A 25,698-nucleotide genomic window follows, 5' to 3' on the forward strand; every position below is an offset into this window, starting at 1 on the left:
CTGCCCATTGCCGCCGCCCTCACCCGCGCCCTGAGGTGACCACCATTCGATGGTTACCATGTGCCACCAGAAACAACGGGCTGGCCGGACCCATCGTGACACGCGCGGGCACCGGAGGATCAAGTGATGAAACCTCGCGATGGTGGCTCGGTGAACGGGAAGAGGAACTGTCCGCCGTCCAGATGCAATGTCGCGGTCTGGGGCACGGACAACCATTCGGATGCCCACACCTTCCCCACCGTGAGCACGGCAGGGCGCCGCCCGTCATCCAGCACGACACTCGGTACGGTGCCGCCTGGAAGCTCGCCGTACAACAGCCACCAGGCCGGCATCGTGTCCCGGCCACCGCCCCTGGCCTGCTGGTGATATGTCCCGCTCCATCGCACCCACTCATCCTCCGCAGGTACGTGGGAGCCATCGAGTTCAGCTCGATGCTGTGCGCTGTTCAAATCCCGCCAGAAACCGTCGCTGCGCCACTGCAGGATCCAGCCGGAACCCGGCAGATGCAGAGTCTGGACGTGTCCACCGGTGAGACGGCCCGCCACGCCGTTCCCCTTTCAGCCCTTCTGGACCAGCCGCCGGGGCTGTCGAGCATTCACCATTCGGTGTGTCCGCGCTCCATGCGACCCAAGCTGAATACCCAGGGTAATCGCTGAGGCGGTGGGGTCTGCGGCGGACAGCCGCCGATGGCAAGAAGTCTCGCTCGGGGACACGACCCGATGACGCGGACGGCACCTCATCGGCAACAGGCCGCGGCGACGCGGGTGGCCGGAACGGTGGGACCGTCATGCCGGGGTTTTCGCGGGGCAGGTTCTTGGCGGCCGGCGGCATCCTGGTGCCGCGGCTATGCCGGCATACACCGGACAGACAGTGGCCTGGAGAATCTCAGCCGTCCGTTGAGTGGCCTGCACGAACAGGCTGCCGCACCACCGGGAACCGGTCCAGGCCCCGGAAAACGACTGAAGGCATGAGTAGAGAAACGCCCCTCCCGGTGAACGAAATCTGCGATCAACTAAAGTGCTGCTGATATCGTGCTGCTTGCTGGTGAAGTGGCGGGGAGGGGTCGGCAGTGGATCGTGCGATCAGCGGGTGGGCTCGGCAGCGTTTCGGGGAGCGTGCAGAACACGTCCGCGACGCAGTGGTGGAGGCGTTGCGGGAAGCGGTGACCGACGCGCAGGATGCCCACAAGGAGGGCAAGAGCGACAGGCTCTACACCTTCGGCTGGACGCTGGCCGTGCGTAAATACGAACGCCTCGTCGAGACGCTGTGCGACATGGACGATGTTCAGCTGGTCCGCCCGGCGGGGTCGCCGCACAATCTCGTGCTGTTCGGCGACAACCTTCTCTACCCGTTCCGGTACGCCAAGGACGGAGCCACGGCGCTCAGCGAAGCCCGGGTGACCGACGGCCGGGTCAGCGCGATGGTCGCCGAACTGTTCCAGCGCTTCGGCCCGGAGCCCACCCACCTGGCGGAGCCGTTCCCGCTGTTCACCACCGAACCCGAACCTGAACCCGGTGCCGACGATGCCGAGTTCCGGTCGGCACTGGACAAGCTGCCGCCGACCACGAAACTGATCCTGATCGCGTTCGCTTGCAACGAGCGCACCGGCCTGATCGACGCCGCCTGGGGCGAGGGGGAACTCGTCGACGGAGCCGGGCATCTGCGGTGGATTCCCGGCTGCTACGAGCCGTTGCCGGCCGCCACGGCCATGGCCGGCAGCGGGGGAATCGTTCCCCTGCCCCGTGCCGTCGGAGAACCGGACGCAGACACCCGGTTCGACAACGGCACCATGCCGACGGTGCCCCTGAGCGCCCGGCCCCCGATCGAACGCGCCCACAACGACGTGTTCCCGCCGATGATCGAGCGGGCCCCCGAAACATCCAAGGCTGATGAAGAGGACCGGTAACCGTCAGCTGTCGCTGCTGCCCGGCACCGAGGCGGCCGCCCCCACACCGGCAGCGGTCGCTCAGGTCTTCGATCCGGCGCGATTGACCCAGGCACGCCACCTGGCGGGCAAGACCAAGAAGGAGGTCGCCGAGGCGGTCGGGGTGACCCCCGCGGCAGTCGGACAGTACGAGGCTGGCGTGACCCGGCCCCGGCCGGAGCTGCTTCCCCGGCTCGCCGACGAGCTCAACGTGCCGATAGCGTTCTTCGTGGCCGGCCGGCCACACGCCCGCATCAACGCGTCCGGCGCGCACTTCCGTAGTCTGCGGACGGCCCGTTCGTGGCAACGGGACAAGGCGATCGCCCACGTCAACCAGGTGGGAGAGCTCACCCTGGCGCTGGAGCGGCGTGTACAGCTGCCCTTGGTCGACCTGCCGGGGTTCGCCGGCGGGGAGGTGCATTCCGGTATCGAACTTCCCCGCTCACCGGTCGAGGCCGCCCGGGCACTTCGCGCCTACTGGAGGCTGGGGACGGGCCCGATCCCGCATCTGGTCCGCCATCTCGAGGCACACGGCATCGTGGTCAACACCCCGCCGCCGGACCATGCCGACCGAGAGGTCGACGCGTTCTCTACCTCCTACCTGAGACCGATCATGGTGCTCACCGCGAATCGCACCGACGACGTCTACCGTTACCGGTTCACCGGGGCCCACGAACTCGGGCACCTGGTTCTGCATGGCGACACCGCCCCCGGCGACACCCAGCACGAGCGGGAGGCGGACACCTTCGCCGCGGAGTTCCTGACCCCCCGAGCGAGCATCGTGTCCGAGCTTCCCGCCCGCGCTGACCTGGGCCGGCTCGCCGAGTTGCAGCGGGTCTGGGGCGTGTCCATCGACTCCCTGCTGTACCGCTGCCGGGAAGTCGGGCTGCTGTCCGACCAGGCTGCCGGCCGCGCCTGGCGCAGGCTGGCGCAGCTTCGTCAGGAGACCGGTTTCGCCACCGAGTCGGTCGACCGCTACTCGGGCGAACAACCGGTGATGTTGCGGCAGGCGTTCGAGGTCGGCGCGCAGGCGACCGGCCTGACTGTTCCCGGACTGGCGCAGGAACTCGGATGGTCGGTGGAGCGAACCCGTGAGGTCCTCGGGCTGACCCACCAACGTCCGGTGTTACGCCTGGTCCCGTGACCCTCTGCCGGCTGTGTCCGGGCCGCCCGGAACCGGCGACCCTGTTGTTCCATCAGCGAGTCCGGCCGTGAGCGGCCGGTGGCCGGGCTGATTCAGCGCGCGGCCCTCTTCTCGGTGAGCGGATCCGCTCACCGAGAAACTCGCCGATTCGGTACCGGTCAGCCGGGAGACAGGTCGAACAGGCCTGGCGGCCGCGTTTCGAGGCCCAGCGCACGACGGCTCCGGTCGGTTTGCCCGCGGGGAAAGTCGTCGGGACTCAGTCATCGGCCGATCTGCGGATCCTCGCCGGCGACGAGCCGCACCGGCACTCCGGCGATCAAGCCCCGCACGCACATGTCAGATGTGCCCCGGCCACCGGATCGAGTCTGTCGTGGAATGCGACGATCAGCCGGGGCTGTTCGTCGAGCAGCATCCGGGCCGGGCATTGTGGTCCGGTCCCGCCATCCGCCGGTCGCCCGGCCTATCCCGCCGCATCGCCGTCCAGTTGACCGGATAGCAGCGGTGCCGGCGCGCGCCGAGGCCATGGGTGTCGCACCAGCGATGCGCGGGAGTGTTGAACGGCCCGCCCTGGATGACACACGTTGCTGGCAGGCTGGTAGGATTCTTGGTTTTGCATCACGGCACCGGGTTGGGGTGGTGGATCGGCGCCCTGCGGTGGGACGATGCTGCCGGCAGGGCCCGGGCCGGCCTCGTTCGTGCGCCTCATGGTCATCTGAGGTGCGCGTACTCCGGTGTGGCTGGCCGGGCTAGGGAGACGGCGGGCCGTTTCCGTGCGGCAGCGGGAAGTCCACGCCGGTAGGCCGTTCGCCGCGTTCGGGGGCGCTGTTCCCTCACGGGTGCCGGGTGGGCGTCCTGCGGCGGGTGTTGCTGACGTGAAGGAAGCCGTTGCCGGGAAGTCCGTCGCGTGGTGTACCGGGATAGTCGCGTGGTGTACGCCTATGATGGTAGGGATATTTGATTACTGACTGCGGGACGCCCAGTGGGCGTCCCGGCGATCGCTGCTTCATGCGACTCTTGGAGTCTCCTGGCGTCCCGCCTCCATCAAGGGGCGCCGTGACGAAACTTCATCAACACCGTGAAATCATCGCGAAGGGAGTGGGAACCGGTGCCGGGTTCGCAGCCATGCTCTGTGGCTCTCCCGACGGCGGTATCCTCATCGGTTTCGCTGTCGAGGCGGTGGTGCTCAAGGTCTGGCGCGAACAGGCCCGCGACGAGCCGGGCCCCCAGACGCCGGCCGAACACCGCAAATGATCCTGGCGGGCGGGGGTGGGCATGACCAGCCGCGCTGTCTTCGCTCGCGAAGAACTGCCCTCTGCGTACCTGATCGACCTTCATGGTGGCGGCGGTCTCTGTTCGCCGGTGACGGCCCGGGCGCATCAGGTCCTGCCGGACGGCGGCGCGCGGACGCGCTGCGCCGGCGTGACCGGGCCTTATCAGAGCCGTGATGACCGGTGTGCCGGATCCGCTGACCCCACCGCCACGGCGACTACAGCACGACGATGACATGGACTCTCGTTTCCGTTCAGCCGGCGGCGGCCGGGATGCTCACCTGATCGGCAGGCACCGCCACGCCCGGGTCTCGCCCAGCGGCGATGCCGTCCGCTGCAACCGGGCAGCCTGCCAGGTGACACTTTCGCAGCGGCCTGCCCCGGTGGCGCTCCTGCGGGCAGGACAACGGCCCCGGGTGGGTCTGTTCACCGAGACGGCTGACCACGGGAAGAGCCGCAGGGCGGCGGCCCGGTGGGATCTCGTCGAAGATCTCGAACCTGCCGAGAGCGGCCCCGGCGCGGGCCACGCCGCCGCTGATGATCGAAGAACCGCAGTCGAGGCCGCATAACGAATCACACGCCGATAGGTGACGCGGCCCGGACCCGGCGGCCGGTCACGTTGCGACGGGGACGTCTTCGCGGCGCACGACCGGGTGGGGCGCCATACACCTGGCCCGCCAGCCGGGACGGCTATGAGGAACCCGAACGGCGCCTGGTGCTCCTTCACCGAGCCGAGACCGTCACCCTTCCGGTGTAATCACGGGCCATACCCGGGTCAGACCGGGGGCCGAACTGATCTGGCACCGCGCCGTCGCGGGGCGCGTCTACGGTCGCCGGCGGTGTCCCCGGAATCAGGACGGCCGCCGTCGCGGGCAGAGCCGTCGGCCGGTGGCCGGGGTGAGGGATCCGGCCGGCGGGTCTGGTCGTGGCGGGCCGGCCGGATCCGAGGATGGGTTCGTGTCCGAGGTGATGTCTGTTCGCCCAGGACAGATGGGGAACGCAGCAGGTCGCGGCGGCACTGCAGGGCTGGGACACCGGCGCGTTACTCGCCGGGCCCCCCATCGTCGTCGTGGCGGAACTGGTGGCCGCCGGGCCGGTGGTGTGCCCGGTCCTGGACTCGGGCCGGGCCGGGCTGCGGGCACTGTCGGGGATCGGTCCGGCGGAGCCGGACGTCCGGAACCCGCGGCCGGTGTCCCGGTCCTGACATGTGTCGTACCGTTCGTCGGCGAGCCCGAGGTGCTGCTGCGGTCCTCGTTGGTCAACTAGTTCGTGACGGGAACTAAGGTGGTCGTGGACATGACCACCGCATCGACGTCGGAGTCAACGCGGGCGTATTCGCACGGCACGGGGGCGTGCCGGGCACGGGCGGGACCCTGATGCTGCCGATTGCGCAACACGTGGTCACGGACGGGCTCTTCGACGCGATCGACCGAGTCGACGCCGGGGCCGCTCTGCTGCGCGACCTGGTCGAGGCCGGCAACTGACGGCCCGGCCGTGACGCTGTCGCGGTACACCCCGGGCCGTCGGCTGGCACCGAGACCGCGGTTCAGGCGCTGGCGGCCCCGGAAACGCGGGCGGCGCGCAGGCCAGCATCACTGCGTTCCTGTAACGCCTCGATGACGGTCGTGGCCGCGGGCTGCTCGAAGCCGTCCGGGAGTAGCCGGAAACGGTGCAGCTTCGGCGGTGGATCGCCGTCCTTGTATCCGGTGACCTTGCCTGGCCGCAGAAAGTCGCGGGCCTCGTCAGGTTCCACCTCGAGTAGACCGAATCGTTCCAGGGTGGCGTGCGTCATGTAGGTGTCCCGGCTGAGGCCGTAGTGCCGCAGCCGGGTGTCGCCGTCGACGTAGACCGGACGGCCACTGCCGTACTTGGCGTGCAGCAGAGCGACCATCAGCACCATGGCCAGTTCGCTGTCCTCGAGAACGTGGATCCAGCCGTTGAGGAACAGTCCTGCCGGGAGCCGGACGAGCGAGGCCGTCCTCGGACTGGGGATGCGATAGGTCTCGTTCGGTTCGTCCGTGTCGTGGTAGCGGCTGCCGCGTTCCTGTTTCAACAGGAATCCCTCGTAGGTGCCCACGGGCTTCGCGGCGTTCGGCAGTTCGACGAGATCCACCGAGGGGTGCGCCAGTCGGGCCAGGGCCTCGTGAACCTGCCGGAGCTTCTTGTCCCGGACACTGATCGACGTTCTCGTGCCGGTGGCTCTCACCGCGGCAGTGGCTACCAGGTCGACCCAGCTGACGGGTTCGTCGGGATCGTTGAGGGGCAGCAGATTGCTCGGGCGTTCACCATCCGAGCGTGACTGTGCGACGAACAGGGCGGTCAGGTAGAACCGCAACGCGATGCCGCGAGGGGAGATTAGCCTCGTCGACGGTGGCCGTTGGCTGCGGTCGGGGAGCCCGCGGTCGGAGAAGTCGCCCACGGCCGGGTCGGTGTCCGGCCGGGCGATGAACGACGGCCGGACCGCCAGCTGCTTGCCGGTCGGCGCCAGCAGAAACGCCGTGCCGGTCTGGTCGGCGGCAGGGCCCAGCACCGTCAGCCGCTTCAGGCGCTTCTCAACGCGGTCAAGCTCCTTGGCCGTCGGCGGAATCAGGTTCCAGAAAATCTTGACCACGAATCTCGTCCCCTTTACCTGAACCTCTTGACCCGCCTGAGAAGGCCTACCGGCTAACCGGTCAGCCTTTCCGGCGGATCAAGCCGCTCTGGCAGCTTACTCGCGATCTTGGTTTTCGCCCAGCAAGCTTCAAGGGCGCCGGTGAAACGGCCGGTGCGCTCGGTGAACCAGGCGAAGAGTCGGCTGGTCGCCGACAGGGCTCGGCCGTGTTCGGTTCGGTCGAGTCGGCCCCCGGCTGGACCCGGGGGGCCGACTCTGCGGCGCGGCTCGAGTCTCGATGAGTCCGTGGAGAAGGAGATACGCCGGTGTCAAGGGTACGCAGTTCCCGAGAGGTGATCGAGCAGCCGGGGCAGCAGTCGGACAGGTTGCCGCTGCGGTGGGCGGTGATCCTGTTGGCCGCGGGTGTCGTCGCCGTTCCGATGGCGGCGACGGTGGGGGCGGCGGGAGCGGTCGCGGCGTTCGTCACGATCGCGGGCGCTCTGCACGTGATCGTCGGCTGACTGTCCGGGCGGGGAGGCCCTGGCAACAGGGCCGCCCCGCCCGGCCGTACGGATCTTCGAGAGGCCGAGGGCTGAGCCGGCCGGCGTGCGGCGGTGAGTGCGGGGGAGGCGGGAGGGGAGTGGCCGGGCCGGTTCGTGGTGGTTCTGTGTGATCGGCGGGGCTCTGGACGGGGGCCGGTCAGCCGGCGAGGAGGTCGCTGTGGCCGTCGTCGTCCTCTTGTCGGGTGTCGGTGCCGCGGCGCAGTTCGAATCGTTTGCGGCGGGCGGCGAGCAGGCAGTCGGCGTGATACCAGCGGCGGCCTGCGACGCGGCGGCCTGCTCCGGCGAGGTCGCCGATGTTGAGGGGTTGGTCGCAGTCGGCGCATCGGCCGCCGAGTTGTGCGCTGATCGTCTGCCGGGCGAGGCGGTAGGCTGCGAGCAGGTGTAGGTCGTTGGCGCGGTAGTCGTGGTCGCGGCGGTGGTTGCCGTGCCCGCAGTCGAGCCGGTCGGCGTTGCCGAATGCCTCGGCGCCGATGGTGTGGCAGGTCGGGCAGGAGGTCCACTGGTACCAGCCTTCGGCGGCGGAGTACATGGACGCGTAGTCGGCTGGCATCGGCCCGGCCGGGGTCATCTCCTCGGGTACGGGGATGCCGCCGGCGCTGTAGAGCGCGGTCCGGCTGCGCCACTGCTCCGGGAGCGGCTGGGTGGCCCGAGCGTGGTGCGGGTCGGTTCTGGTGCCCGGTGGGATCGGCTTGGGGGTGTCGCGGGGCTGTTCGGCGGCGTGGGCGAACTCACGCCACTGGTCGAGGTCCTCGTGGTGGTACCGGTCGTCGCCGACCTGGAACCACAGTTGCTGGTTCGGTAGCCAGAAGTCGGGTTCGTATTCGTGGCCGCTGGCGAGGGTGAACGAGACGGGCCGGAACTGCCAGGGCATCAGTAGATCGTGAAAGAACAGCGCCCATTGAGCGTGGAGCAGGGTCGGGAAGTCGACGCCGGCGAAGTGGGTGGTTGTTTTCAAGATCGGGCTTTCTGTCTCGGCTGACCAGCTGCCATTCCCTGGCTGGGGAGAGTGCCATTCCCTGGCTGGGGTGGTGTGGCCGTCCGGTGGCGGTGAGCCTTTCGCAGTGGTTGCGGGTGACCGGCCGCGGGTGGAACGAATGCGGATCTGTGTACTGGTTTCGGATGGTATCTCGCATAAAGTGAGCTGGAGCGCACCGACACACCGATTCGTGCGCCACCCGAAAGGGTGAATCGGGAGTGTCGTTGAGGGTTTTAGTCTGAGTTGCGATGTTTCTTCTGCTGCCCGTTCCGCCGGTACGGGCGGGCGGGGCGGGCCGAGGTGTTGGCAGGGGGGAGCTGCTGGCTGCGTGGCCGGCGACGGGTGGGTCAGCCGGTGATCCTGATCGTGTGGATGCCCATTGCGGGGTCCGTGGTAGGCCCTGTTCCGGCTGTGCCGGAAAGTGCGAGGTGAGGGCCTTTCCTGTTTCCGGCGGTTGTCGTCTCTTTGCTTCGGCTGCCGATGGCCGGGCCGTTTCCCGGCGTTGTGTCGATCGTCGGTTATCACTGCCGTGTTCGAGGGTGAGAGCCGTCGTCGATGCTGGCGCCTATGGCAGATCGCCGGGCCGGCGGGTTCGCGATTTAGCGCATCGGCGGTCGTGTCTGGTTGCGAGTGCGGCGGAAAGTGTCAGACCCCACCTCTAAGCTCGGCCGTCGCGACCGTCCGGTGCACGGTGATCAGGATGTGCGCCGTCGTAAACGGCGGGCACCGTCCGTCAGGTGTGCCGGCAGTCGTGCCGGTGGCGTTTCCGCGAGACGTCACCGACACGGCGACCGCGTATGCGGTCGGCCGGAGGATGACGAGTTCAGCAAGGGCTTGGGGGTAGCGTGCGTCCGTCCGTTTCGGATGTCGAGGATGCCGACGAGGTCGGTGACCTGTCGGCTGGTGGGGTGGATCTGTGGCAGCTCGCCGGGTTGCCGGGCGGCCTGGTGCAGGCCAGCTATCTGGTGGGCCGCTGGGCGGCGCAGTACCGGCTGATCGTCGACGTGCTGCTGGCGCAACAGCAGCACTCACTGACCGGTATCGCCGCGGCGGAGCTTCCCGGCCTGCTGCGCGATCATCTGACGGCGGCCGGGGCGGACCCGGGGCTGATCGATGATGCGGGCTTCAGTCTGGAGCGGCGGATGCGAAGCCTGGAGGAGTGGAAGGTCGTCGAGGTCTGGCAGGACCGGGCCCGCCGGGACGAGGACTTCCTGCGCAACCTCGACCGCTATCAGTTGACCGAGGTTGCCGCGGATCTGCACCGGGCGGTGCGCAGCATGGGACAGGACGCTGCCGCGGACGCGGCGGCGACCCTGGCGCCGACGGTGCTGACCGCCCAGCTGCTGCGGTTGGCGCAGGCGATCGCGGGGGATCCGGCGGCGTGCGCGGAGGCGTGGGCGGTGATCAACCCGACGCTGGCGGCGATGGCGAAGGCTGCTGCGGGCTGGCAGGCCCGGCTCGCCGGTGCGCTGGCCGGCGCCCCGGATGCGGGAAAGCTCATCCAGATCCAGGACACGCTGCGCCGGTACGTGGACATGTGGGGTGCCGGCATCGACACCCATTCCGAGCAGATCGCCTCGACGGTGCGAGTCCTGCTCGCGGTGCCGGAGGAGACCTGGCAGCGGGTCGGTGTGCACGGTCTCGGCGCGACCGCCGACGATGCCACGGTCGCTGAGCTCGCCGACTCCTATGTGCGGACGCTGGACACGCTGCGCAGCTGGTTCGACGGCCCGAACAGCCAGGCGCGCCGGTTGCGGCGGCAGATGCGCGACACGATCACCCCGCTGGTGCGCGGGCAGCGGACCCTGGCGGCGGTCGGCGGGCACGTGTCGCGGCGGGCGGAGCTGCTCGCCCTGGCCGGCCGGCTGGAGGCGGCCGACGACGACGCCCAGGGGTGGGCGGTCTGGTGCGCGGCGACCGGCCTGTTCGCCGCCCGGCATCTGCCCGGCAGCGGGCCGGCCCCGGCCGGGAATCCGGGGGCGGTGTCGTTCTGGGACGCCGACGCGGTACCGGTGGCGGCCCGGCTGCGTAAACAGGGACCGCGGGGGACCACCGGCAGCGCAGCGCGGATCCCGGACCGTAGTCAGGCCCGCGCGGCCGCGCGGGCTGCGGCCGCGCAGGAACAGGCGGCGCAGGCCCGCACGGAGCAGGCGGTGCTGGCCCGGTCGGGTCTGCGGCTGTCGCAGTGGCGGGACCTGAGTGAACCGGAGCTGGGCCTGCTGCTGGAGTTGCTGGCGGCGATCGCGGCGGCCCGCCCGGACGGCGTGTCGGATTGTTCGGCGACCACCGGTGACGGCCGGTGGCTGCTACGAGCCGAACCCGCCCCGGCAGGGGCGCCGACGGCGGTGGTGCACACCCCGATGGGCAGGCTGGTGCACCCGGACATCCGGCTGCACATCAGCGCGGCCGGGCGGAGCCTGTGATGGCGGGGACCTCGGGGGAGACCCGTGACGCGCAGCGCGCGTTCGTCGGCCTGCTGGCCAAGCCTTTGGTCACCCCGTCCGTCGATGCGGACCTGTACCGGCTGGTGGTGCGCCGGCTCAAGCAGGTGAAGGAGTCAGCGCAGCGGCTGGGCTACCGGGTGCAGCGGGTCGGCCGGGTGATCCGGCTGGTCCGGGTTCCGGTCGCCGGGACGGTGACGTTCCCGCCGGTGCCCGCGGAGGTGGTGCCGCGCCGGGTCCGGTCCCTGGCGTGCTGCCTGGCCGCGTGCTGTGAGGAGGCCGCCGGCACGGTCACCTTGCAGAAACTGTCCGACATGGTGCGGGACCTGATCGCCGCACCAGGCGTGCAGGTCGCCCCGTACGACCCGGAGGAACGGGCGCAGCGCAAGCTGCTGCGGGAGGCGGCACGGCTATTGGAAAAGTACGGGGTGCTGACCCGCCGGACCCGCGACGAGTCGCTGCTGGACGAATGGACCGAGTCGGGCCAGGGCGTCGGCGCCGGATACGACGTGGACCGGGACGCGCTGCTGCTACTGACCAGCCCTGACGTTCTCGAACTCGCGTTCACCGGCGAACCGGCCAGCCCGGAGCAGTGGGCTGCCACCCGCACGATCCGGCAGCTGCGGGCGTTGCTCGAGACACCGGCGGTGCTGTACGCCGACCTGACCGATGACGACGCGAACGCGCTGCGGGTCAGCCGCGGCCTGCGCAACACCGACGTGGCCGCGATGACCGGCGGGCATCTCGAGGCCCGCGCCGAGGGGCTGCTGCTGGTCCTAGCCGACGACGAACGCCCCGCCACGGTGGTCGACTGGCCGCGGGCCCGGGCCGCGGACTGGGTGGCGCTGCTGATGGCCGACAAAGCCGGCCGCGACGGAACCCGGCAGCCCGACGGCACCGTCACGCTGACCAGCGGGCAGGTCGACGAGATCGTCGACGACCTGATCGGCTGGCGCGGCGACTACATGAACAGTGCACAGAAACAGGCGCCGGGCACCATCCGCCACGACGCACAGAAACACCTGGTCGAGCTCGGCCTGCTGCGGGCCGCCGGTGACGGGTCGTGGACCCTGCTGCCGGTCGCGGCCCGCTACCGCGATCCCGACGTCACCATCACCACCCCCACGGAGAACCTCTGATGAGCACGACCTTCCCTGATGGTGTGACCGGCCCGGTCACCCCGGGCCCGGACGCCAGCGACGACCAGCTGGCCGGCTGGCGTGACGCGGTCACCAGCGGCGGTCTGCCGCAGCCTGTCCAGTCGCGCTGGCAGGTGCTGCGCGCCGGGGTGGTGAACCTGTGGGAGTTCGACGTCGCCGAGTACTGGTTCGCCGACGGCCGGGGCCAGTTCGTCGGCGCGAACCAGTCCGGCAAGTCCACGCTGATGGCGCTCACCACCCTGATCATGCTCGCCGGTGACCTCGGCCGGCAGTACGTCGACACGTTCGGCGAGTCCGACAAGTCGTTCCGGTACTACGTCGAACCGACCGACGACACCCGCGACCGGCGTGACACCACGGCCAGCACCAACCGTGGCTGGGCGTGGGTCGAGTACGGCCGCATCGGCGACGACGGCCGGCCGGAGTACTTCACCACCCTGCTGTACGCGCAGGCGAAACGCGGGGTGAAGGCGATGCCGCCGACCTGGATCGTGTGCCGCGGCACCGCCCGGGTCCGCGACGGCCTGACTCTGTGCGAGGGGCAGGCGGTGGCGGTGCCGGCGCAGCTGGGCAGCCCGGACGGGCTGACCGTGTGCGACAACGGCAAGCACTACGCGGCCCGGCTGGCCCGGGACCTGTTCGGGTTCACCGACACCGACCGGTACGACACCGTCCTAGAGATGCTCAAAGTCCTGCGGACCCCGCACCTGGGGCAGCGGCTGAACCCGGACTGGTTCACCGAGCAGATGCGCGCCGCGCTGCCGCCGATCGCCCGCGCGGAGATCGACGAGCTCGCCGAGGGCTGGCAGCAGCTGGAACAGTTGGGCCGTGACCGTGACACCGCCGCCGAGGCCCGCGACGCGGTCGCGCACTACCTGGCCAAGGGCTGGCGGCCGTGGGCCGACGCGGTCCTGCGGCTGCGCGCCGACGAACTCCTCGACGCCTACACCGGCATCGACGGCGCCGACGGGGCCGTGCGCGACGCGACCGGCACGCTCGAGGCCGCCCGCAAGGAGCTGACCGCCGAGCAGGCCGTCACCGACGGCCTGCTGCGCCAGTCGAAGCAGGCGCAGGCTGACTACGAGCAGGCCCTGCAGTCGCGGGCCTACCAGGGCGCCGCCCAGCGCACACTGAACGCCCAGCGGCTGCGCGGTGACGCCGGCCGGGCCCGGGACCGGGCCGGTGAGCTGGCCGGGCAGGCCGACAAGGCCCGGCACGCCCGGGACATCGCCGAGGCCGCCCGCGTGGCGGCGCAGAAGACCGCGACGACGGCCGGCGAGCGGGTCGACGCGGTCGCCCACCTGGCCGCGGCGAAGGTGCGCTCGGCTGGTCTGGAGGATCAGGCCGCTGACTGGGTCGCCGTCGGCGACATCACCCGGCTCGGCGTGGCGATCAAGAAGCGCAAGACCGCGATCCCGGCCCTGCGCGACCTGATCCGCAAGTCCGGCACGGCGACCGGGAAGCTGACGGTCGCCGACCAGCGGGCCACCGATGCCCGCGAGACGTTCACCCGCTGGCAGAAGACCGCCGGCACGGCCGCAGCCGCGGTCGAGGCCGCTGTACAGGCGCTGTCCGACGGCATCGAGCGGTGGGCTCTCGGCCTGAGCGACGCCGCTCCTGCCGCGGTGCTGCGTGAGCAGTGGATGCACGCGGTTACCGAGCAGGCGCGCTCGCCCCGCCCGACCGCGGTGCTGGCCCGGCTGATCCGTACCGGCTGGCTCGACCCGGCGATCACGCCGCTGACCCGGCGGGCGGCCACCCTGATCGCCCGGGCGCAGCAACTACGCACGGACGCTGACGGCTTCGACACCGAGGCCACCACCCTGGCATCGGCGGGCGACCCGGAACCCGACCGGCCGCAACGGTGGACCCGCCGCATCCGGCCGGTGTTCCCCGGCCCGGACGGTGCACCGCTGTGGCGGCTGATCGACCCGGCCGACGGCACCGATCAGAGCACCGTCGACCATGTCGAAGCCGCGTTGGACGCCGCCGGGCTGCTCGATGCGTGGGTCACCCCGGACCGGGTGTGGCTGGCCGACCGCGACGGTGACGACACGATCGTGACGCTGCCCGAAACCGCCCCGGTCGGCCCGGCCCTGGACACGGTGGTGCAGCCGGCCGAGGACGCCGGAGCCCTGGGGCCGGCCGTCGCCCGGCTGCTGGCCCTGATCGGGTTCACCGTCGGCAGCGGACCGCTGACCGGTCTGGTGGCGATCGCCGGCGACGGCCGCTGGCAGACGCCGGTCGCCGCCGGGCGTGCCGCGCCCGGTAGCCACGGCGCGGAACTGCTCGGCGTCGCGGCCCGGGCCGCCGCCCGCCGCCGCACCATCGCCGACCTGCGCGAGAAGGCCGAACAGGCCCGGGCCGAAGCCGCGCTGGCGCAGGACGGCGCCGAGCAGCTGCAGGAGCGCATCACCGAGTTCACCACGGCTGCCGACCAGGCCCCGCAGGACGCCGACGTGATCCGGGACACGATCACCTCGGCCAACGCGCACCGCGAACTCGACAACGCCGAAACGCAGCTGCGGCGGCGCGAAGGTGAGCGGGCCGACGCTCAGGAGAAGGTCGATCTGGCCAACACCGAGATGCTGCGGTTCGCCAGCGAGTATCGCCTGCCGTCGCGGGAGGACCTGCTCGACAAGGTCGGCATCGACCTCGACAACGCCGTCGAGGCAGTCGCCGAACTTCAGAACGCGATCACCGAACGGGCCGGCGCCGATCTGCAGCACCGGTCCGCCGGCCAGGCCGCCGGGAAAGCGGAGATCGATCTGGGAAACGCCGACCGTGAACACCTCGACGCGGCCGAGAAGGCCGCCACGGCGGATCTGCTCGCGACCAAGGCCGAGCAGTCGGTCAACGACGACGACCAGCAGCAGCTCGCCCGGGTCAAGCAGCTCGCCGCCGACCGCGACGGCCTCAGCAACCGGGTGGAGGCCAGCCGGGCCGAGGGCAGCCGGCTTGCTGAGCAGGCGGTCCGCGCCGATCAGATCCTGACCGGTGCCCGCAAGACGCAGGCCGAGGCGCAGGACCGCGGGGCTATCGCGGTGCAGAACTGGTGGATCCCGGTCGATGCCGGCCTGGCCGCCGCCCGTGGCATCAGCATCGGCGAGGACCGCACCCCGGCCGCAGCCCGGGCACAGGCGCAGACCGCCGCGCAGACGCTGCGCCCGCCGCAGTGGCCGGACACCGGCGAGGAGAAGTCCCGCCGGGTCGACATGGCGTTACAGAAGGCGCTCGGCACCGAACTCATCACCCTGCGCACAGTTCTGGAGTCCTACGGCGGCCGTAGCGTGCTCACCATCGATCCGGAGGCCGCCGGCGGCCTGACCGCGGTCGCGATCGTGGTCGATGCGTCCGGCACCCAGCTCAGCCCGGCCGACGCGATCGAGCACCTCGACGACCTGGTCGTACGGCTGACCCGCAGCCACGACGAGAAGATGCACGACATCTTCACCGAACTGCTGTCGTCCACGTTCGTCGACCATCTCCGGGACCGGCTCAAGGCGGTCATCCGGCTGCTCGACCTGGTCAACGACGTTCTCGGCCGGCACCCGACCGGCGCGAACCGGACCACCATGCAGCTGCGGCGTACCGCGGCGGAGGGCCAGCGGCCCGCCTACGAGATCCTGCGCACCCTGCAGCACGGCTCGGTGGAGTCCGACACCGTCCAGGAACAGATCCGCACCTTCCTGGCCGAACGTATCCGGGAGGCGCAGGATGCCGGGCACACCGGCCCGCAGGAATGGACCGACCACCTTGCCGAACTGCTCGACTACCGGCGCTGGTTCGACGTGGTCGCCGACTACCGCGTCGGCGACGCCAAGTTCCAGCCGTTCACCAAACAGGTCCACGGCGTCGACTCCGGCGGCGGCAAGGTCGTCACCCTGCTGCAGCCGCTGCTGGCCACCCTTGTCGCCCTCTACGAGGAGTCGGCGATCGCGCCGCGGCCGCTGTGGCTCGACGAGGCGTTCGTCGGCGTCGACCCGGACAACCGGGCCGCGATGCTGGAACTGCTGGTCGACTTCCGTCTCGACTTCCTGCTCGCCGGCCCGAGCCCGCTGGTCGCGGCCGCACAGGTGCCGTCGGCCGCGCTGTGGTTCATCTCCCGTGCCCCGGCCCCGGCCGCCGGCGTCGACCTGTCGCTGATGCTGTGGGCCGGCAACACCCTGCAGCGGGTTCCGGTCGCTGACATGGCTGCCCGCACGTTCACCCCGAAACCGGCCGCAGCCGACGCCGGCCCCGACCTGTTCACCGTCCTGACCGCCGACATCGCAGCCGACACCGTCATCGACAGCGGTGACCTGGACACCGGCGACGCCGACGCCAGTCACCTCACTGCCGGCACCGATGCCGAGCTGGGCGACGACGGCCGCACCGGTGCCGACCTCCAGGACGGGCCCTTCGCCGACGAGGATCCGCAGTGAGCGCGGCCGCTGACCGGTGGGCGTTGGCCGGGACCGGCCCGGCGAAAGTCCTCGCCGCCGCCCGGGCCCGGCTGCAGAAAGGCGAGACCGGCGACCGGGTCCGGCTCGCCGTCGACCTCGACGACCGCGAACGCACCCAGGTCGGCCGGCTGCTCGGCGTGGCCTGGGAAGCCAGCAGCAAAGGCGTCACCCTAGGCAACCTGCGTGCCGGGCTGGCCGGGCTCGGCGACGACCTGACTGCTGTACTGACCCGCCACGGCGGCGCCCCGCACAACCTGCGGGCGAAGAAGGTCGCCGACCAGGCGGCCCGCGCCGCCACGAATGCCGCCGCCTACCAGGCGCTGGCCGCGGCCGGCTGGCCCGACCCGGCCGTTGCCCTCGCCCAGCACCGCCGGTGGCTGGAACGTGCTGGCGCCGACCAGATCACCGACAGGGCCGACGCGCTGGCCCGGCTGCGGCAGGCACTGCCCGGCGACAACGGCCCGCTACCGCAACTGGCCGACCAGTTGTTCGGCGACACCCACTGCCTGGACCGGGACCAGCCGTTGGGCAGGCTCGCCGCCCGCCTGCTGGCGGCGGCCGCCGCTGACCCGGGTGAGGAGGCGTCCGCGGCTGAGCAGGCTCTGACCGCCACCGCCTGGCGGCGTGCCTGGGCCGCGGTCGGCGTTGTCTGCGACGAGGTCTCCTCCACCGTGCTGGTCCTCGGCCTGCCACTGGCCGGGCACGCGCCGGCGGCGATCCTGAGCACCGCGGCGGCCGGGTGCGGAGAACCACTCTGGCTGACCTCCCGGTCACTGCGCGGCACCTGGACCGTACCCGCCGGGGTGCGCACCGTGCGGGTGTGCGAGAACCCGTCGATCGTGGAAGCGGCCGCCGACGACCTCGGAGCCGCCTGCCCGCCACTGGTCTGCGTGTACGGCAGGCCGTCGTCAGCGGCCTGGGCGCTGCTGGAATCGCTGGCCAGCGCGGGCGTGCGGCTACTGGTCAGCGCCGACCGGGACACCGCAGGACAACGGTTCTCCGCCGAGATGCTGCGCCTGCCCGGCGCCCAACCGTGGCTACCCGACGCCGACGGCGTCTTCGAAGAAGCCCGCCTGCCGCTACTACTGGCCGACCTACGGCAGGCATCACCGGCAAACCACCTGGCGTAAACCCGCTCCAGCACGCTGCCGTGCCCGTGCCCGCTGCAGCACGGCCACGGCAGCGTGTCCGGTGCTGGTCTGCTGGCGAGGTACGGTTGCGTCGGCAGACCGCCGGGCCCGTCACTGCCCCGCAACGATCCGGGCTTGCATGCCGGCTGGGCTCCGTCTTGATCCGGCCGTGACCGTCATAGCGGAAGTGTCACCTGTTCAGGTGATGAATGGTGAATCAATAGACACCTCACTGCTTGTCTGCGTCCACACCTGCAACAGCGGAGCCCTAACGTCAGACGAGGGTGTGGATGACGATGGACACTTGTGCGCATACCTATAGCGCAGGCCAGGTTGGCCTCATCAGCCCAGCAGTGAATACGGTTCTCATCACACGGCAGCGGCCCGACACGGCCCACCGGTCAACACCTGAAGCCGGTGGCTGTTTCGGCTGGTTCGGTTCGCGGTGTGGCGGCCGGATTCGCCCGGCGGGCGACGGTGCCGCCGACCAAGTCACCGGGTCGCGGCCGTGACGATTCCCGCGACCGATGACCCGGCCGCCGGCAGCTGTCCCGGCGCGGCCGGTGACGAGATCTTCGAGACCTTCTACGCACAAAACTTTCACCGATACGTCGGCTTTGCCATCTTTCTCGGGGCGTCACGGCCGGACGCCGCTGACGCTGTCCAGCAGGTCATGGTCGGCGTCTGGCGCTTTTGGACCGATCGCATCTGCCTGTCGCGGATGGCTGCCGATCCGCGTGACGCGTACATCAAGACGGCCATCAGCCGTGCCGTCATTGATCAGAACCGGCGCCGCACCGCGCGCCTGGGCCTGCTGGCGATGCTGACCAGCCGTTTCCCGGTCGACTTCATCGTTTGGCAGGAATGCGTCGAGGAAACGTCGCCGGTGGTCGCGATGCTGCAGAGACTCCCGCAGCGCCAGCGCATGGTGCTGGTCCTGGCGGCTGAGGGTCACACCTCCCAAGAGATCGCGGATCTGATGGGGATCCGCCCGTCGTCGGTGCGTTCGCACCTACAGAAGGCCCGAAAGAAGCTGCGGAAGGCATTGGGTGACCAAGGAGAGCAACCATGACCGACACCAATCCACCTGAGAACCTCACCAGAGCAGAACGTGACCTGATCGAGCAGGCCGCCGGTTCCGCGGCCTGCGGGATGGTCCTGGACGTCCCGGCGGGTCTGGCCGACCTGCGCCGCCGGGCACAGGCGGTCCCGGAGCCGCACCGGCCGCCGGCAACCCATCGCCGGCGGCCGGCATCGCTGCCGGGCCGGCGTATCCCCCGGCAGGGCCGTCGCGTCTCCGGCCGGCTGAGGCCGTCGGTGCGCCCGGCAGCCCCGGCCGGGCCGCGTCGCGTGCCGGTGGTGCCGACCCTGATGACGGTGATGGCTCTGATCCTGGTGGCGATCGGGGCCCGCACCCTCACCGGCCAGTCCACGATGAGCGCGGCGGCCGGTGACACCCACCAGGCGCAGGAGCCGGCCGGCCTGCTGCCGGGCAGCCACCCACCCGGCCCGACACTGGTCGTCGAGGAGAGGTCGGCGGTGCCGGCCTTGCGCTACATCATTCGCCGGCCGGACCAGATCCGGCAACGCTACACCTGGCAGGAAGTCGTGATCGACCGCCGGCAGAGCGAGCAGTGGGTCACCTTCGCGTCTGGCCCGCACGCCACCGGGACGCGCCGCGTCGCGCAGGACTGGGCGTGGGATATGACCCTGACCGTCAGGTCGGAGGATCAGATCGACATCGGGTTTCCCGCCGACGTCACGGCCGCCCTCGCAGGGCAAGACGAACCGACCGCTGTGGACTGCCTGCGCCGGCTCGACACCCCGTCTGCGCTGCCGCGGACGACGAGACTGGTCACCGGGCCGTCCTACTGCGCGTTACGGCCGGCCGCGGCGACGGTGGCCGACGGCTATCAGCTCGTGGCCTTCAACGTCCAGGACCGTGACACCGACACGATGATCCTGTCCGCCGCGGCCTGGGACGTCGGGTCGTGACCGCGCGACCACCACCGGGGTACGCCGGTCCCCATTTCGGGTGGACTTCTTGCCACCGGCTGAGCGTCGCGGTCAAGGTTACCGGTGGTGGAAGCCCTGAACCCGCGAGTCCGGCCCATGTCGCCAGTTGACGCCGTCTGATTAGGTTCCTCCCGGTACGTGATGCTTTGCCGGTATCGGCGTCGCGAGTGGTGCGCTCATCGACGTTCACCGGTGCCGCAGCGGCGGCGTTACCGGCCCCACAGGCGGGAGGAATGAGAGAGATGACAGAGCTGGTGTATGCGCGGGGCACCCGGTCGGCCGCCGAGGTCCAGCAGGACATCGACCGGTTCTGGGACCGGCTCGACGACAGCGACGTCGTGCAGGCCCTGGCCGAGGCGGGCGTCGACCGGCGGGATCTGCCGCCGGCCGGGGAACGGGAGAAGACCGTTCAGGTCAGTGCCCTCGGCGCGGGCCTGGACCCGACCGCGGTGGCCCTGATCGTGGCGTTCGCGCCGACGGCCAACGAAATCCTGATCACCGTGTGGACACAGGTCATCCTGCCGCGGATCCGGCGCCGTTACGGGCGCGACGCCGTCGGTGACCAGCGGCCGCCGGACGCGTGACCGGCAGCCGGCTGCCTCCACACGTGCAGAAGGCGGTCTGGGGGCGAGCCTTCGTCTACCAGATGCTCGACCTGCATCAGCTCACCGTGGAGGCGGCCGGCTACGGCCTGCTGTGGAACGAGGTCCGCGGCAGGTTGCAGGCGCTGACGGCCCGGCAGGTCGAGTTCGACCCGGCCGGGCCGGTCAGCGGCTTCCTCACCACCCTGGCCGAAGACCTGCGGTCGAGCATGATGCCGTTCCCGGACGGCGGCGCGGAGAAAGTGTGTTCCCCCATGCTGGATGACATCGAACGGCTCCTGGCCGACGCGGGCAGGCTCCGCAATGACCCGCTGCAGACCCTGTTCACCGACACCCTGCGGGCCGCAGCCGGCGCCTACCGGGCCTGCGGCCTGCCGCTGCCCGACGACATGGTCACCGCGGTAGAGGTGAGCTTCGATCACCAGTCTGCACCGGTCGATTCTGCGCTGCCGATCCAGGTGATCGCCACCACCCGGCTCGGTGACACCCCGTCCGGGGTGTCGGCTCACGTCGACATCGTCGTCAGCCCCACCTACCTGGACGAACTGACCGTCTTCGCTCTGCCGTACGTGCTGCTGCACGAATGCGTCTGCCACGTCTTCCAAGGGCCCTGGGGCCCGGGCCGGATCCAGGCCGATGCCGACAGCCGGTTCGCCGAAGGGTGGATGGACCACATCGCCTACACCGTGGCCTGCGACCAGGCCCGTGCACTCGCCGGCGGCAAACCGGCGAGCTCGCTGTCGGCGGTGCCCCGCCCAGGCGCCCTGCGGGAAGCCGCCGACCAGGTGCACCGGGCCCGCCACCAGCCACACCCGCGCGACCGCGCCTGGGCGGCACGCGCCATGGGCGTGCGGGCGGCCCGGAACCTGGCCGAGCTGATGACACGGCTACCGGAACTCGCCGGCAGGCCCGTGGAGGCGGCCGCGGCGTTCCGGCGGCTGAGCCTGCGCCTGAACGTCAGCGAGTTCAGCAACACCCAGCGGGACCTGTTCGTCGCCGCCGTGCACAAGGCGACGCTCGCCCGTACCGAGCACGGCCTGGTTGTCCAGTTACGCAGGTATCTCGAAAGAGACGACCTGGTTCACCTGGTCGAGGGTACGGTCAAGCTGTTCACTTGACGAACGAATAGTGGATGCGGATGGTGGAGGCAGCCCGGCAGTCCGCCAGTGGAAGAAGGTCGATGGCCATGCTCAGCCGCTATCGCATCCTCGACGCCATCCTGGCGCTGCGGGAGTTCACCGTCGGTGACCTGGCCGGGTACAGCCGCGCCAGGGAGAATACCGTGCGCACCGTCCTGGGCCGGGACTCCCGATTCGTCGAGCGCATCGGCACCCGCGCCGACGGCCGCCGCGGTGGCCAGCACATCCTGTACCGGCTGCGCTGCGACACCGAGGACGAACTCGTCGGCATTCTGCGGGAACTGGACGGGATCGGCGCCAACCTGCCCCCACACCCGCAGACCCAGGAGGACGACCCGGTGATGCTGTCACTCATTTCCGCAGAGAACGTCCTGCTGCACCAACTGCCGCAGGCCCCACCCGCTGAACGGGCGGACCTGGTACACCTGGCCATCGCCGACTACCACAGCGTGCAGATGCTGGCCGGCCACGACGGCACCGAGACCGCCGCCCACCGCCGGGTCGTCGAACTGCTGCTGCGCCTGGCCGAGGTCGAGCAGGAAGCGTTGCAGCGCACCCCACCCGGGAGCACGGGACAACCGGACTCCATGTGGAGGGCATTGGGGCACGACGGCGCCAAGAAAGTCGAAGCGATCGGCCACGACCTCTACGACCTGTTGCCGTCGATACCCGTGCTGAACGATCCAAGCCTGCTGCCCGACCTCATCCGCCGGGTGGCCAACAGCTGCCTCGGCCAAGCCATCCTTCGCGCCGGCTACCCCATCAACGCCCGACGCTGACGGGTGCCCACCAACGTTAACACCAGGCCAGGAACGAAACCCCACGTCATGTACTGAGGTCGACGTCGGCACCGTCACCTGCTCGGCGCCTCCCGCGGGGTCGGCATCCGCCTGGTCCGCGACAACCACACCCGCGTTGACGCCGCCGTCCTGGCCACGGTGCTGCGCGACTGGACCGACTCCCTGGCCGAGCGAGACCGGCCGCTGGCCGAACTCGACGCGCCGGTCCTGGCCACGCTGACCCGCCTACAGGCCGATGTTGGCCTTGGCCCCCATGTACGACCCGGCACCGGGAAAACCTGACCGGCACAGCTGCACGAACTTGTCGCTGAACCCGAGCCCGGTCAGCTCGCTCAGCTCGACGAACCGCACGCCACGGATCGGCCGGGTGTCTACACCCTCGCCGATCGCTCCGACGTTGCCCCCGACCCGACGGACCTCGAAGGTGATGTGAACGACGTGCGCGGCAGTGTTGTCACACAGATACAGCAACCGGCCCGGTTCCACCTCGACACCGGTCTCCTCTCGCATCTCTCTGATTAGCGCCTCGGACAACGTCTCCCCCGCCTCGACCTTCCCGCCGGGCAGCGAGGAGGTCCGCGGGCCGTCGGTGTCCTGGTCCAGCAGCAGAATCCGGTCGTCCTCGATGCAGATGCCGGTCACACGGGTGTTCACGCCGCGACCTTAGTAACCACAGCAGATCTTGACGGGACGGCACGGCGATGACCACGGCACCCATCCGGGTGGTCATCGCCGCCGGTGGACTCGGCACCCATGTCGCCGACTGGTCACAACTGGTACCCAAGGAGTTCCAGCCGGTCGACGGCGACCCGTCCTGCTGTGCCGGCAACCCCCGACGAGACGGCCATGCTCACCCGCCCTTTCGACGCCGAGCAGGCCCCGCATCGAGGGGTCATCGTCACCACCGGAACCACCGCCCTCGAACAGATGATCACGATGGTCGAGAAACCCGACCCCACCCGTGCCCGGCAGTTGATCGACCAGCACGGTGCCGACCGGCTGCGGCTCCTCGAAGGCCGCTTCAAGATTTCACCGGAGCTGCTCACCGAACTGCGTCATGTGCCATCGCCTACCGGGTGTCCCGAACCGCGACTCTCCACGGCCCTCGCCATGCACGCGCGAACCAGCGCGGTGCGGGTCGTCACCACCGGATCCCTGGTCATCGACCTCGGCCGTCAGGGCAATAGGGCCGGGGCGAGCGTGACGGTCTCCCCCGGACGCCCCGCCACGCTGTCCGCGAAACGGGCCGCCGCCGTCCTGGTGGGCATCGACCGGGACCTGACGGCAGCCCGGTGAGTCGAAAACTGCGGAGACCACCACTTATTGTCGCCCGCATGGGTGATCCATCATCGGATGGTCTCGGCGATAGCCGATCGCCGTGCGCGGCTCTCGGCCGCCAGGACCGTTTGACGGCGGCGTTTGCCTGCCGCTGAACCCGCTTGCAGCCGGAACGACCCATCCCCGAACCCGGAATCGACTCCCGTGCCGCCGGGTCACGTGGTGATCGCCGATGTCCGTTCGGCGGAGCCACGATGCACGACCCCGCACTAACCTACCTGCATGTGATCACATGAACACCTAACGTAAGGAAGTGAATGTGGATCCCCCCGCCACTCCCAGCCCTCCATGGCCGGGCACCGGCACGCCGCCGTACAACGGACGCGGCACGCCGCCTCATCCGCTCCCTGGCCAGCCGGCATCTCGGGCCGCGGTAGGCGGTCTCCTGTCGGCCTGGGTGCCCTACTCGCGCGGCCGCAGCAGTCCGGCGGCGTTTGCTGTAGCCGCCGCATGGGCCGAACAGCAGGCCACCGAACGTGGCCTTCCCGTCCTCTGCGTCCCCGGCGGCAAACATCAATCCAACACCGGTCCGATCTTCCGCAACCGCGTCGGGCAGGAACATGCACCCGACACACGCACGCAGCGGCGGACGGGAGTAGTCATCGTCACGATGCCGACGTTCGACCTGATCCGTTGGAGTGTCCAACTATCGGCGGGCAACGGCCTGGTCGTCGTCGACCCGGGTGGCCCTGCCCGGCTCACCGGCTGGGCAGGAGCTCTCGGCGCAGTCAACCTCGACACCGGCGCGCGCGCCGCGCTGGACCCCCGGGTACGCGACCTCCTCGCCGAACTGGTCAGCTACGGCGCCAACGACTACGCCTCCAGCGGGAACCGCGATCGTGCGCACCGCCTGCTCACCGAGATGGCGGCTGCCGGGCAGATGGAACGCGCCGTCGTGCTCGGCGCGCTGCTGGCGTACGGCGCATCCTCATCGGCGATGACGGCCATCGCCAGACTGATCGATCTCATCCTGCCGGTAGCCACCTGGCTCGCCGACTCCCCGGAGTGACACCCCGAGCCCCGGCGGGAGCGCGGCCGGCACCGTGGTCATGCGACTGACTGGGCCCTCAAGTGAGCCGCCGGACGCGGTAAGACGACACCTCGAGTTGATAGCTGCCAGCGAACAGACCGGTGAGCCCTCCACTGAGAAATCGATTGTCCGAAGTGGTCGCGATTCGGGAGCCGTCAACCAGAAAGGTGAGCACGTTACCGTCGGCTCGCAGGGCATACGTGTGCCAACCGGCATCCGGAACGTAGGGCTGCCCTTCGACGAGCCACGCCCATGGGCCTTCATCGGTGTAGCCGATCGAGGCCGGGTACCCGGCCCGGACGGCTGCGGAGTACCCACCGCCGCCAGCAGACCGGCGGGCGGCGAGGCCGAAGGACGTCGGGACCGCTTGGGCACCTCGGGTCATCCGGACGCGGGCCTCGACCGTGTAATCGGCGAGAGACCCGGTGTCGTACGGCGCGAGGATGGGATCAGCGCCGTACCCGGTGCCATCGTTCACCAGCATCCCGCGTAGATGTTTCCAGGAGGGATGGCCGGCCCAGCCGTTAAGCCCGGAAGACCAGTCCGCGGCGTAGAGCACAATGCCCGCGGCGTCTGACGTCGCGGAGAAGCCGATCTCGGCGCTCGACAGTGCCGCCGCCGGCACCGCATTCATGCACGAGAATGCGAAGAGGCAAGCAGCGCTCAATGCAATGCCGGGAAGACGGCTTCTTATGCCATTTGTCATGTTTTGAGGATAGATTACTGGGTATCCGCGAATCCGGTAAATCGAATCGGGCGGTTGGCCACGCTGCGCAGCACCGAGCTGCGCGCCCCTTGGGCTTCACCGTTGTCGAGATCGGCCGGTGACCCCGCGCCGCACCGCGCCGTGTCGACGTCCGCAAGGTCAACCCCGGCAAGAAGGCCGTCGCCGTGCCTGCGGGCAGCCTAGACAACTGATCTCTACAGTCAGCTCGTACGTCAGCTGGCCGAGGTCTCCGACCGGCGTCAGGCTGTCGTCGCCGTCCATGAGCCGAGCATCCCGATTTGCCTGGCAGTGCGCAAACGATCCCCGTCGATGCAGCCCGGCGCAGAGCCTCACAGTGGGCGACAAGACTTTTCCAGGACTGGGCCCGGCGCCACCGATCCGTTCGTTGATCTGCCCGACGGGGCT

At 70.1% G+C, this 25,698-nt stretch carries 21 protein-coding genes; 16 read left to right on the forward strand and 5 right to left on the reverse strand.

Annotated features, from left to right (window positions below):
• Nucleotides 1–119: 119 nt before the first annotated feature.
• Nucleotides 120–545, reverse strand: a complete 426-nt coding sequence (locus AB0E94_RS35140; RefSeq protein ID WP_360335445.1) for a hypothetical protein — start codon at nucleotides 543–545, stop codon at nucleotides 120–122.
• A 524-nt stretch (nucleotides 546–1,069) separates the two neighbouring features.
• Here AB0E94_RS35140 and AB0E94_RS35145 point away from each other — a divergent pair.
• The 4 genes from AB0E94_RS35145 (at nucleotide 1,070) to AB0E94_RS35160 (ending at nucleotide 5,540) form a co-directional block, all read left to right on the forward strand.
• Entirely contained in the window at nucleotides 1,070–1,906 is an 837-nt protein-coding gene (locus AB0E94_RS35145) for a hypothetical protein (protein WP_360335447.1), read from the forward strand.
• On the forward strand, nucleotides 1,890–3,068 hold the full coding sequence (locus AB0E94_RS35150; RefSeq protein WP_360335449.1) for an XRE family transcriptional regulator: 1,179 nt from the start codon (nucleotides 1,890–1,892) through the stop codon (nucleotides 3,066–3,068). The genes AB0E94_RS35145 and AB0E94_RS35150 overlap by 17 nt, the downstream gene beginning before the upstream one ends.
• Nucleotides 3,069–4,121: 1,053 nt before the next feature.
• Complete coding sequence (locus tag AB0E94_RS35155) at nucleotides 4,122–4,319, forward strand: hypothetical protein (RefSeq protein WP_360335451.1); 198 nt, start codon at nucleotides 4,122–4,124, stop codon at nucleotides 4,317–4,319.
• 1,086 nt (nucleotides 4,320–5,405) lie between these two features.
• Nucleotides 5,406–5,540 (forward strand): hypothetical protein, encoded by a 135-nt coding sequence (locus tag AB0E94_RS35160; RefSeq protein WP_360335453.1) that lies wholly within the window; start codon nucleotides 5,406–5,408, stop codon nucleotides 5,538–5,540.
• 342 nt (nucleotides 5,541–5,882) lie between these two features.
• Here AB0E94_RS35160 and AB0E94_RS35165 read toward each other — a convergent pair whose 3' ends face one another.
• Nucleotides 5,883–6,947 (reverse strand): hypothetical protein, encoded by a 1,065-nt coding sequence (locus tag AB0E94_RS35165; protein ID WP_360335455.1) that lies wholly within the window; start codon nucleotides 6,945–6,947, stop codon nucleotides 5,883–5,885.
• Nucleotides 6,948–7,252: 305 nt separating this feature from the next.
• Between AB0E94_RS35165 and AB0E94_RS35170 the strand changes: the two genes are divergently transcribed.
• Nucleotides 7,253–7,447 carry a hypothetical protein gene (locus AB0E94_RS35170; RefSeq protein ID WP_360335457.1) on the forward strand — a complete coding sequence of 65 codons (195 nt, stop codon included), beginning with the start codon at nucleotides 7,253–7,255 and terminating at the stop codon, nucleotides 7,445–7,447.
• 178 nt (nucleotides 7,448–7,625) lie between these two features.
• Here AB0E94_RS35170 and AB0E94_RS35175 read toward each other — a convergent pair whose 3' ends face one another.
• Nucleotides 7,626–8,444, reverse strand: a complete 819-nt coding sequence (locus AB0E94_RS35175) for a hypothetical protein (RefSeq protein WP_360335459.1) — start codon at nucleotides 8,442–8,444, stop codon at nucleotides 7,626–7,628.
• An 866-nt stretch (nucleotides 8,445–9,310) separates the two neighbouring features.
• Here AB0E94_RS35175 and AB0E94_RS35180 point away from each other — a divergent pair.
• The 9 genes from AB0E94_RS35180 to AB0E94_RS35220 all read left to right on the forward strand — a co-directional run bounded on the left by AB0E94_RS35180 (nucleotide 9,311) and on the right by AB0E94_RS35220 (nucleotide 22,177).
• The gene (locus AB0E94_RS35180) at nucleotides 9,311–10,888 is read left to right on the forward strand and encodes a DUF2397 domain-containing protein (protein WP_360335461.1); all 1,578 of its coding nucleotides are present in this window, start codon (nucleotides 9,311–9,313) and stop codon (nucleotides 10,886–10,888) included.
• Nucleotides 10,888–12,045: a TIGR02678 family protein gene (locus AB0E94_RS35185; RefSeq protein WP_360335463.1), complete on the forward strand. Its 1,158-nt coding sequence runs from the start codon at nucleotides 10,888–10,890 to the stop codon at nucleotides 12,043–12,045. Before AB0E94_RS35180 ends, AB0E94_RS35185 begins: the two co-directional genes overlap by 1 nt.
• The gene (locus AB0E94_RS35190; RefSeq protein WP_360335465.1) at nucleotides 12,045–16,490 is read left to right on the forward strand and encodes an SbcC/MukB-like Walker B domain-containing protein; all 4,446 of its coding nucleotides are present in this window, start codon (nucleotides 12,045–12,047) and stop codon (nucleotides 16,488–16,490) included. The genes AB0E94_RS35185 and AB0E94_RS35190 overlap by 1 nt, the downstream gene beginning before the upstream one ends.
• On the forward strand, nucleotides 16,487–17,641 hold the full coding sequence (locus AB0E94_RS35195; RefSeq protein WP_360335467.1) for a TIGR02679 domain-containing protein: 1,155 nt from the start codon (nucleotides 16,487–16,489) through the stop codon (nucleotides 17,639–17,641). Before AB0E94_RS35190 ends, AB0E94_RS35195 begins: the two co-directional genes overlap by 4 nt.
• Before the next feature lie 508 nt (nucleotides 17,642–18,149).
• Nucleotides 18,150–18,713 carry a sigma-70 family RNA polymerase sigma factor gene (locus AB0E94_RS35200; RefSeq protein WP_360335469.1) on the forward strand — a complete coding sequence of 188 codons (564 nt, stop codon included), beginning with the start codon at nucleotides 18,150–18,152 and terminating at the stop codon, nucleotides 18,711–18,713.
• Entirely contained in the window at nucleotides 18,710–19,636 is a 927-nt protein-coding gene (locus AB0E94_RS35205) for a hypothetical protein (RefSeq protein ID WP_360335471.1), read from the forward strand. The genes AB0E94_RS35200 and AB0E94_RS35205 overlap by 4 nt, the downstream gene beginning before the upstream one ends.
• Before the next feature lie 263 nt (nucleotides 19,637–19,899).
• Nucleotides 19,900–20,241: a hypothetical protein gene (locus AB0E94_RS35210; protein WP_360335473.1), complete on the forward strand. Its 342-nt coding sequence runs from the start codon at nucleotides 19,900–19,902 to the stop codon at nucleotides 20,239–20,241.
• 23 nt (nucleotides 20,242–20,264) lie between these two features.
• The gene (locus AB0E94_RS35215) at nucleotides 20,265–21,377 is read left to right on the forward strand and encodes a hypothetical protein (RefSeq protein ID WP_360335475.1); all 1,113 of its coding nucleotides are present in this window, start codon (nucleotides 20,265–20,267) and stop codon (nucleotides 21,375–21,377) included.
• Nucleotides 21,378–21,439: 62 nt separating this feature from the next.
• Complete coding sequence (locus AB0E94_RS35220; protein WP_360335477.1) at nucleotides 21,440–22,177, forward strand: hypothetical protein; 738 nt, start codon at nucleotides 21,440–21,442, stop codon at nucleotides 22,175–22,177.
• A gap of 246 nt (nucleotides 22,178–22,423) precedes the next feature.
• On the opposite strand, the gene AB0E94_RS35225 is transcribed toward AB0E94_RS35220, so the two are convergent.
• Nucleotides 22,424–22,852 carry an NUDIX hydrolase gene (locus AB0E94_RS35225; RefSeq protein ID WP_360335479.1) on the reverse strand — a complete coding sequence of 143 codons (429 nt, stop codon included), beginning with the start codon at nucleotides 22,850–22,852 and terminating at the stop codon, nucleotides 22,424–22,426.
• 192 nt (nucleotides 22,853–23,044) lie between these two features.
• Between AB0E94_RS35225 and AB0E94_RS35230 the strand changes: the two genes are divergently transcribed.
• The gene (locus AB0E94_RS35230; RefSeq protein WP_360335481.1) at nucleotides 23,045–23,494 is read left to right on the forward strand and encodes a hypothetical protein; all 450 of its coding nucleotides are present in this window, start codon (nucleotides 23,045–23,047) and stop codon (nucleotides 23,492–23,494) included.
• Nucleotides 23,495–24,146: 652 nt separating this feature from the next.
• On the forward strand, nucleotides 24,147–24,545 hold the full coding sequence (locus AB0E94_RS35235) for a hypothetical protein (protein ID WP_360335483.1): 399 nt from the start codon (nucleotides 24,147–24,149) through the stop codon (nucleotides 24,543–24,545).
• A 58-nt stretch (nucleotides 24,546–24,603) separates the two neighbouring features.
• Here AB0E94_RS35235 and AB0E94_RS35240 read toward each other — a convergent pair whose 3' ends face one another.
• Nucleotides 24,604–25,272 carry a LamG-like jellyroll fold domain-containing protein gene (locus AB0E94_RS35240; RefSeq protein ID WP_360335485.1) on the reverse strand — a complete coding sequence of 223 codons (669 nt, stop codon included), beginning with the start codon at nucleotides 25,270–25,272 and terminating at the stop codon, nucleotides 24,604–24,606.
• Nucleotides 25,273–25,698: the final 426 nt, after the last annotated feature.

It is taken from the genome of Actinoplanes sp. NPDC026670 (genome assembly GCF_040638175.1).
Lineage (GTDB): Bacteria > Actinomycetota > Actinomycetes > Mycobacteriales > Micromonosporaceae > Actinoplanes.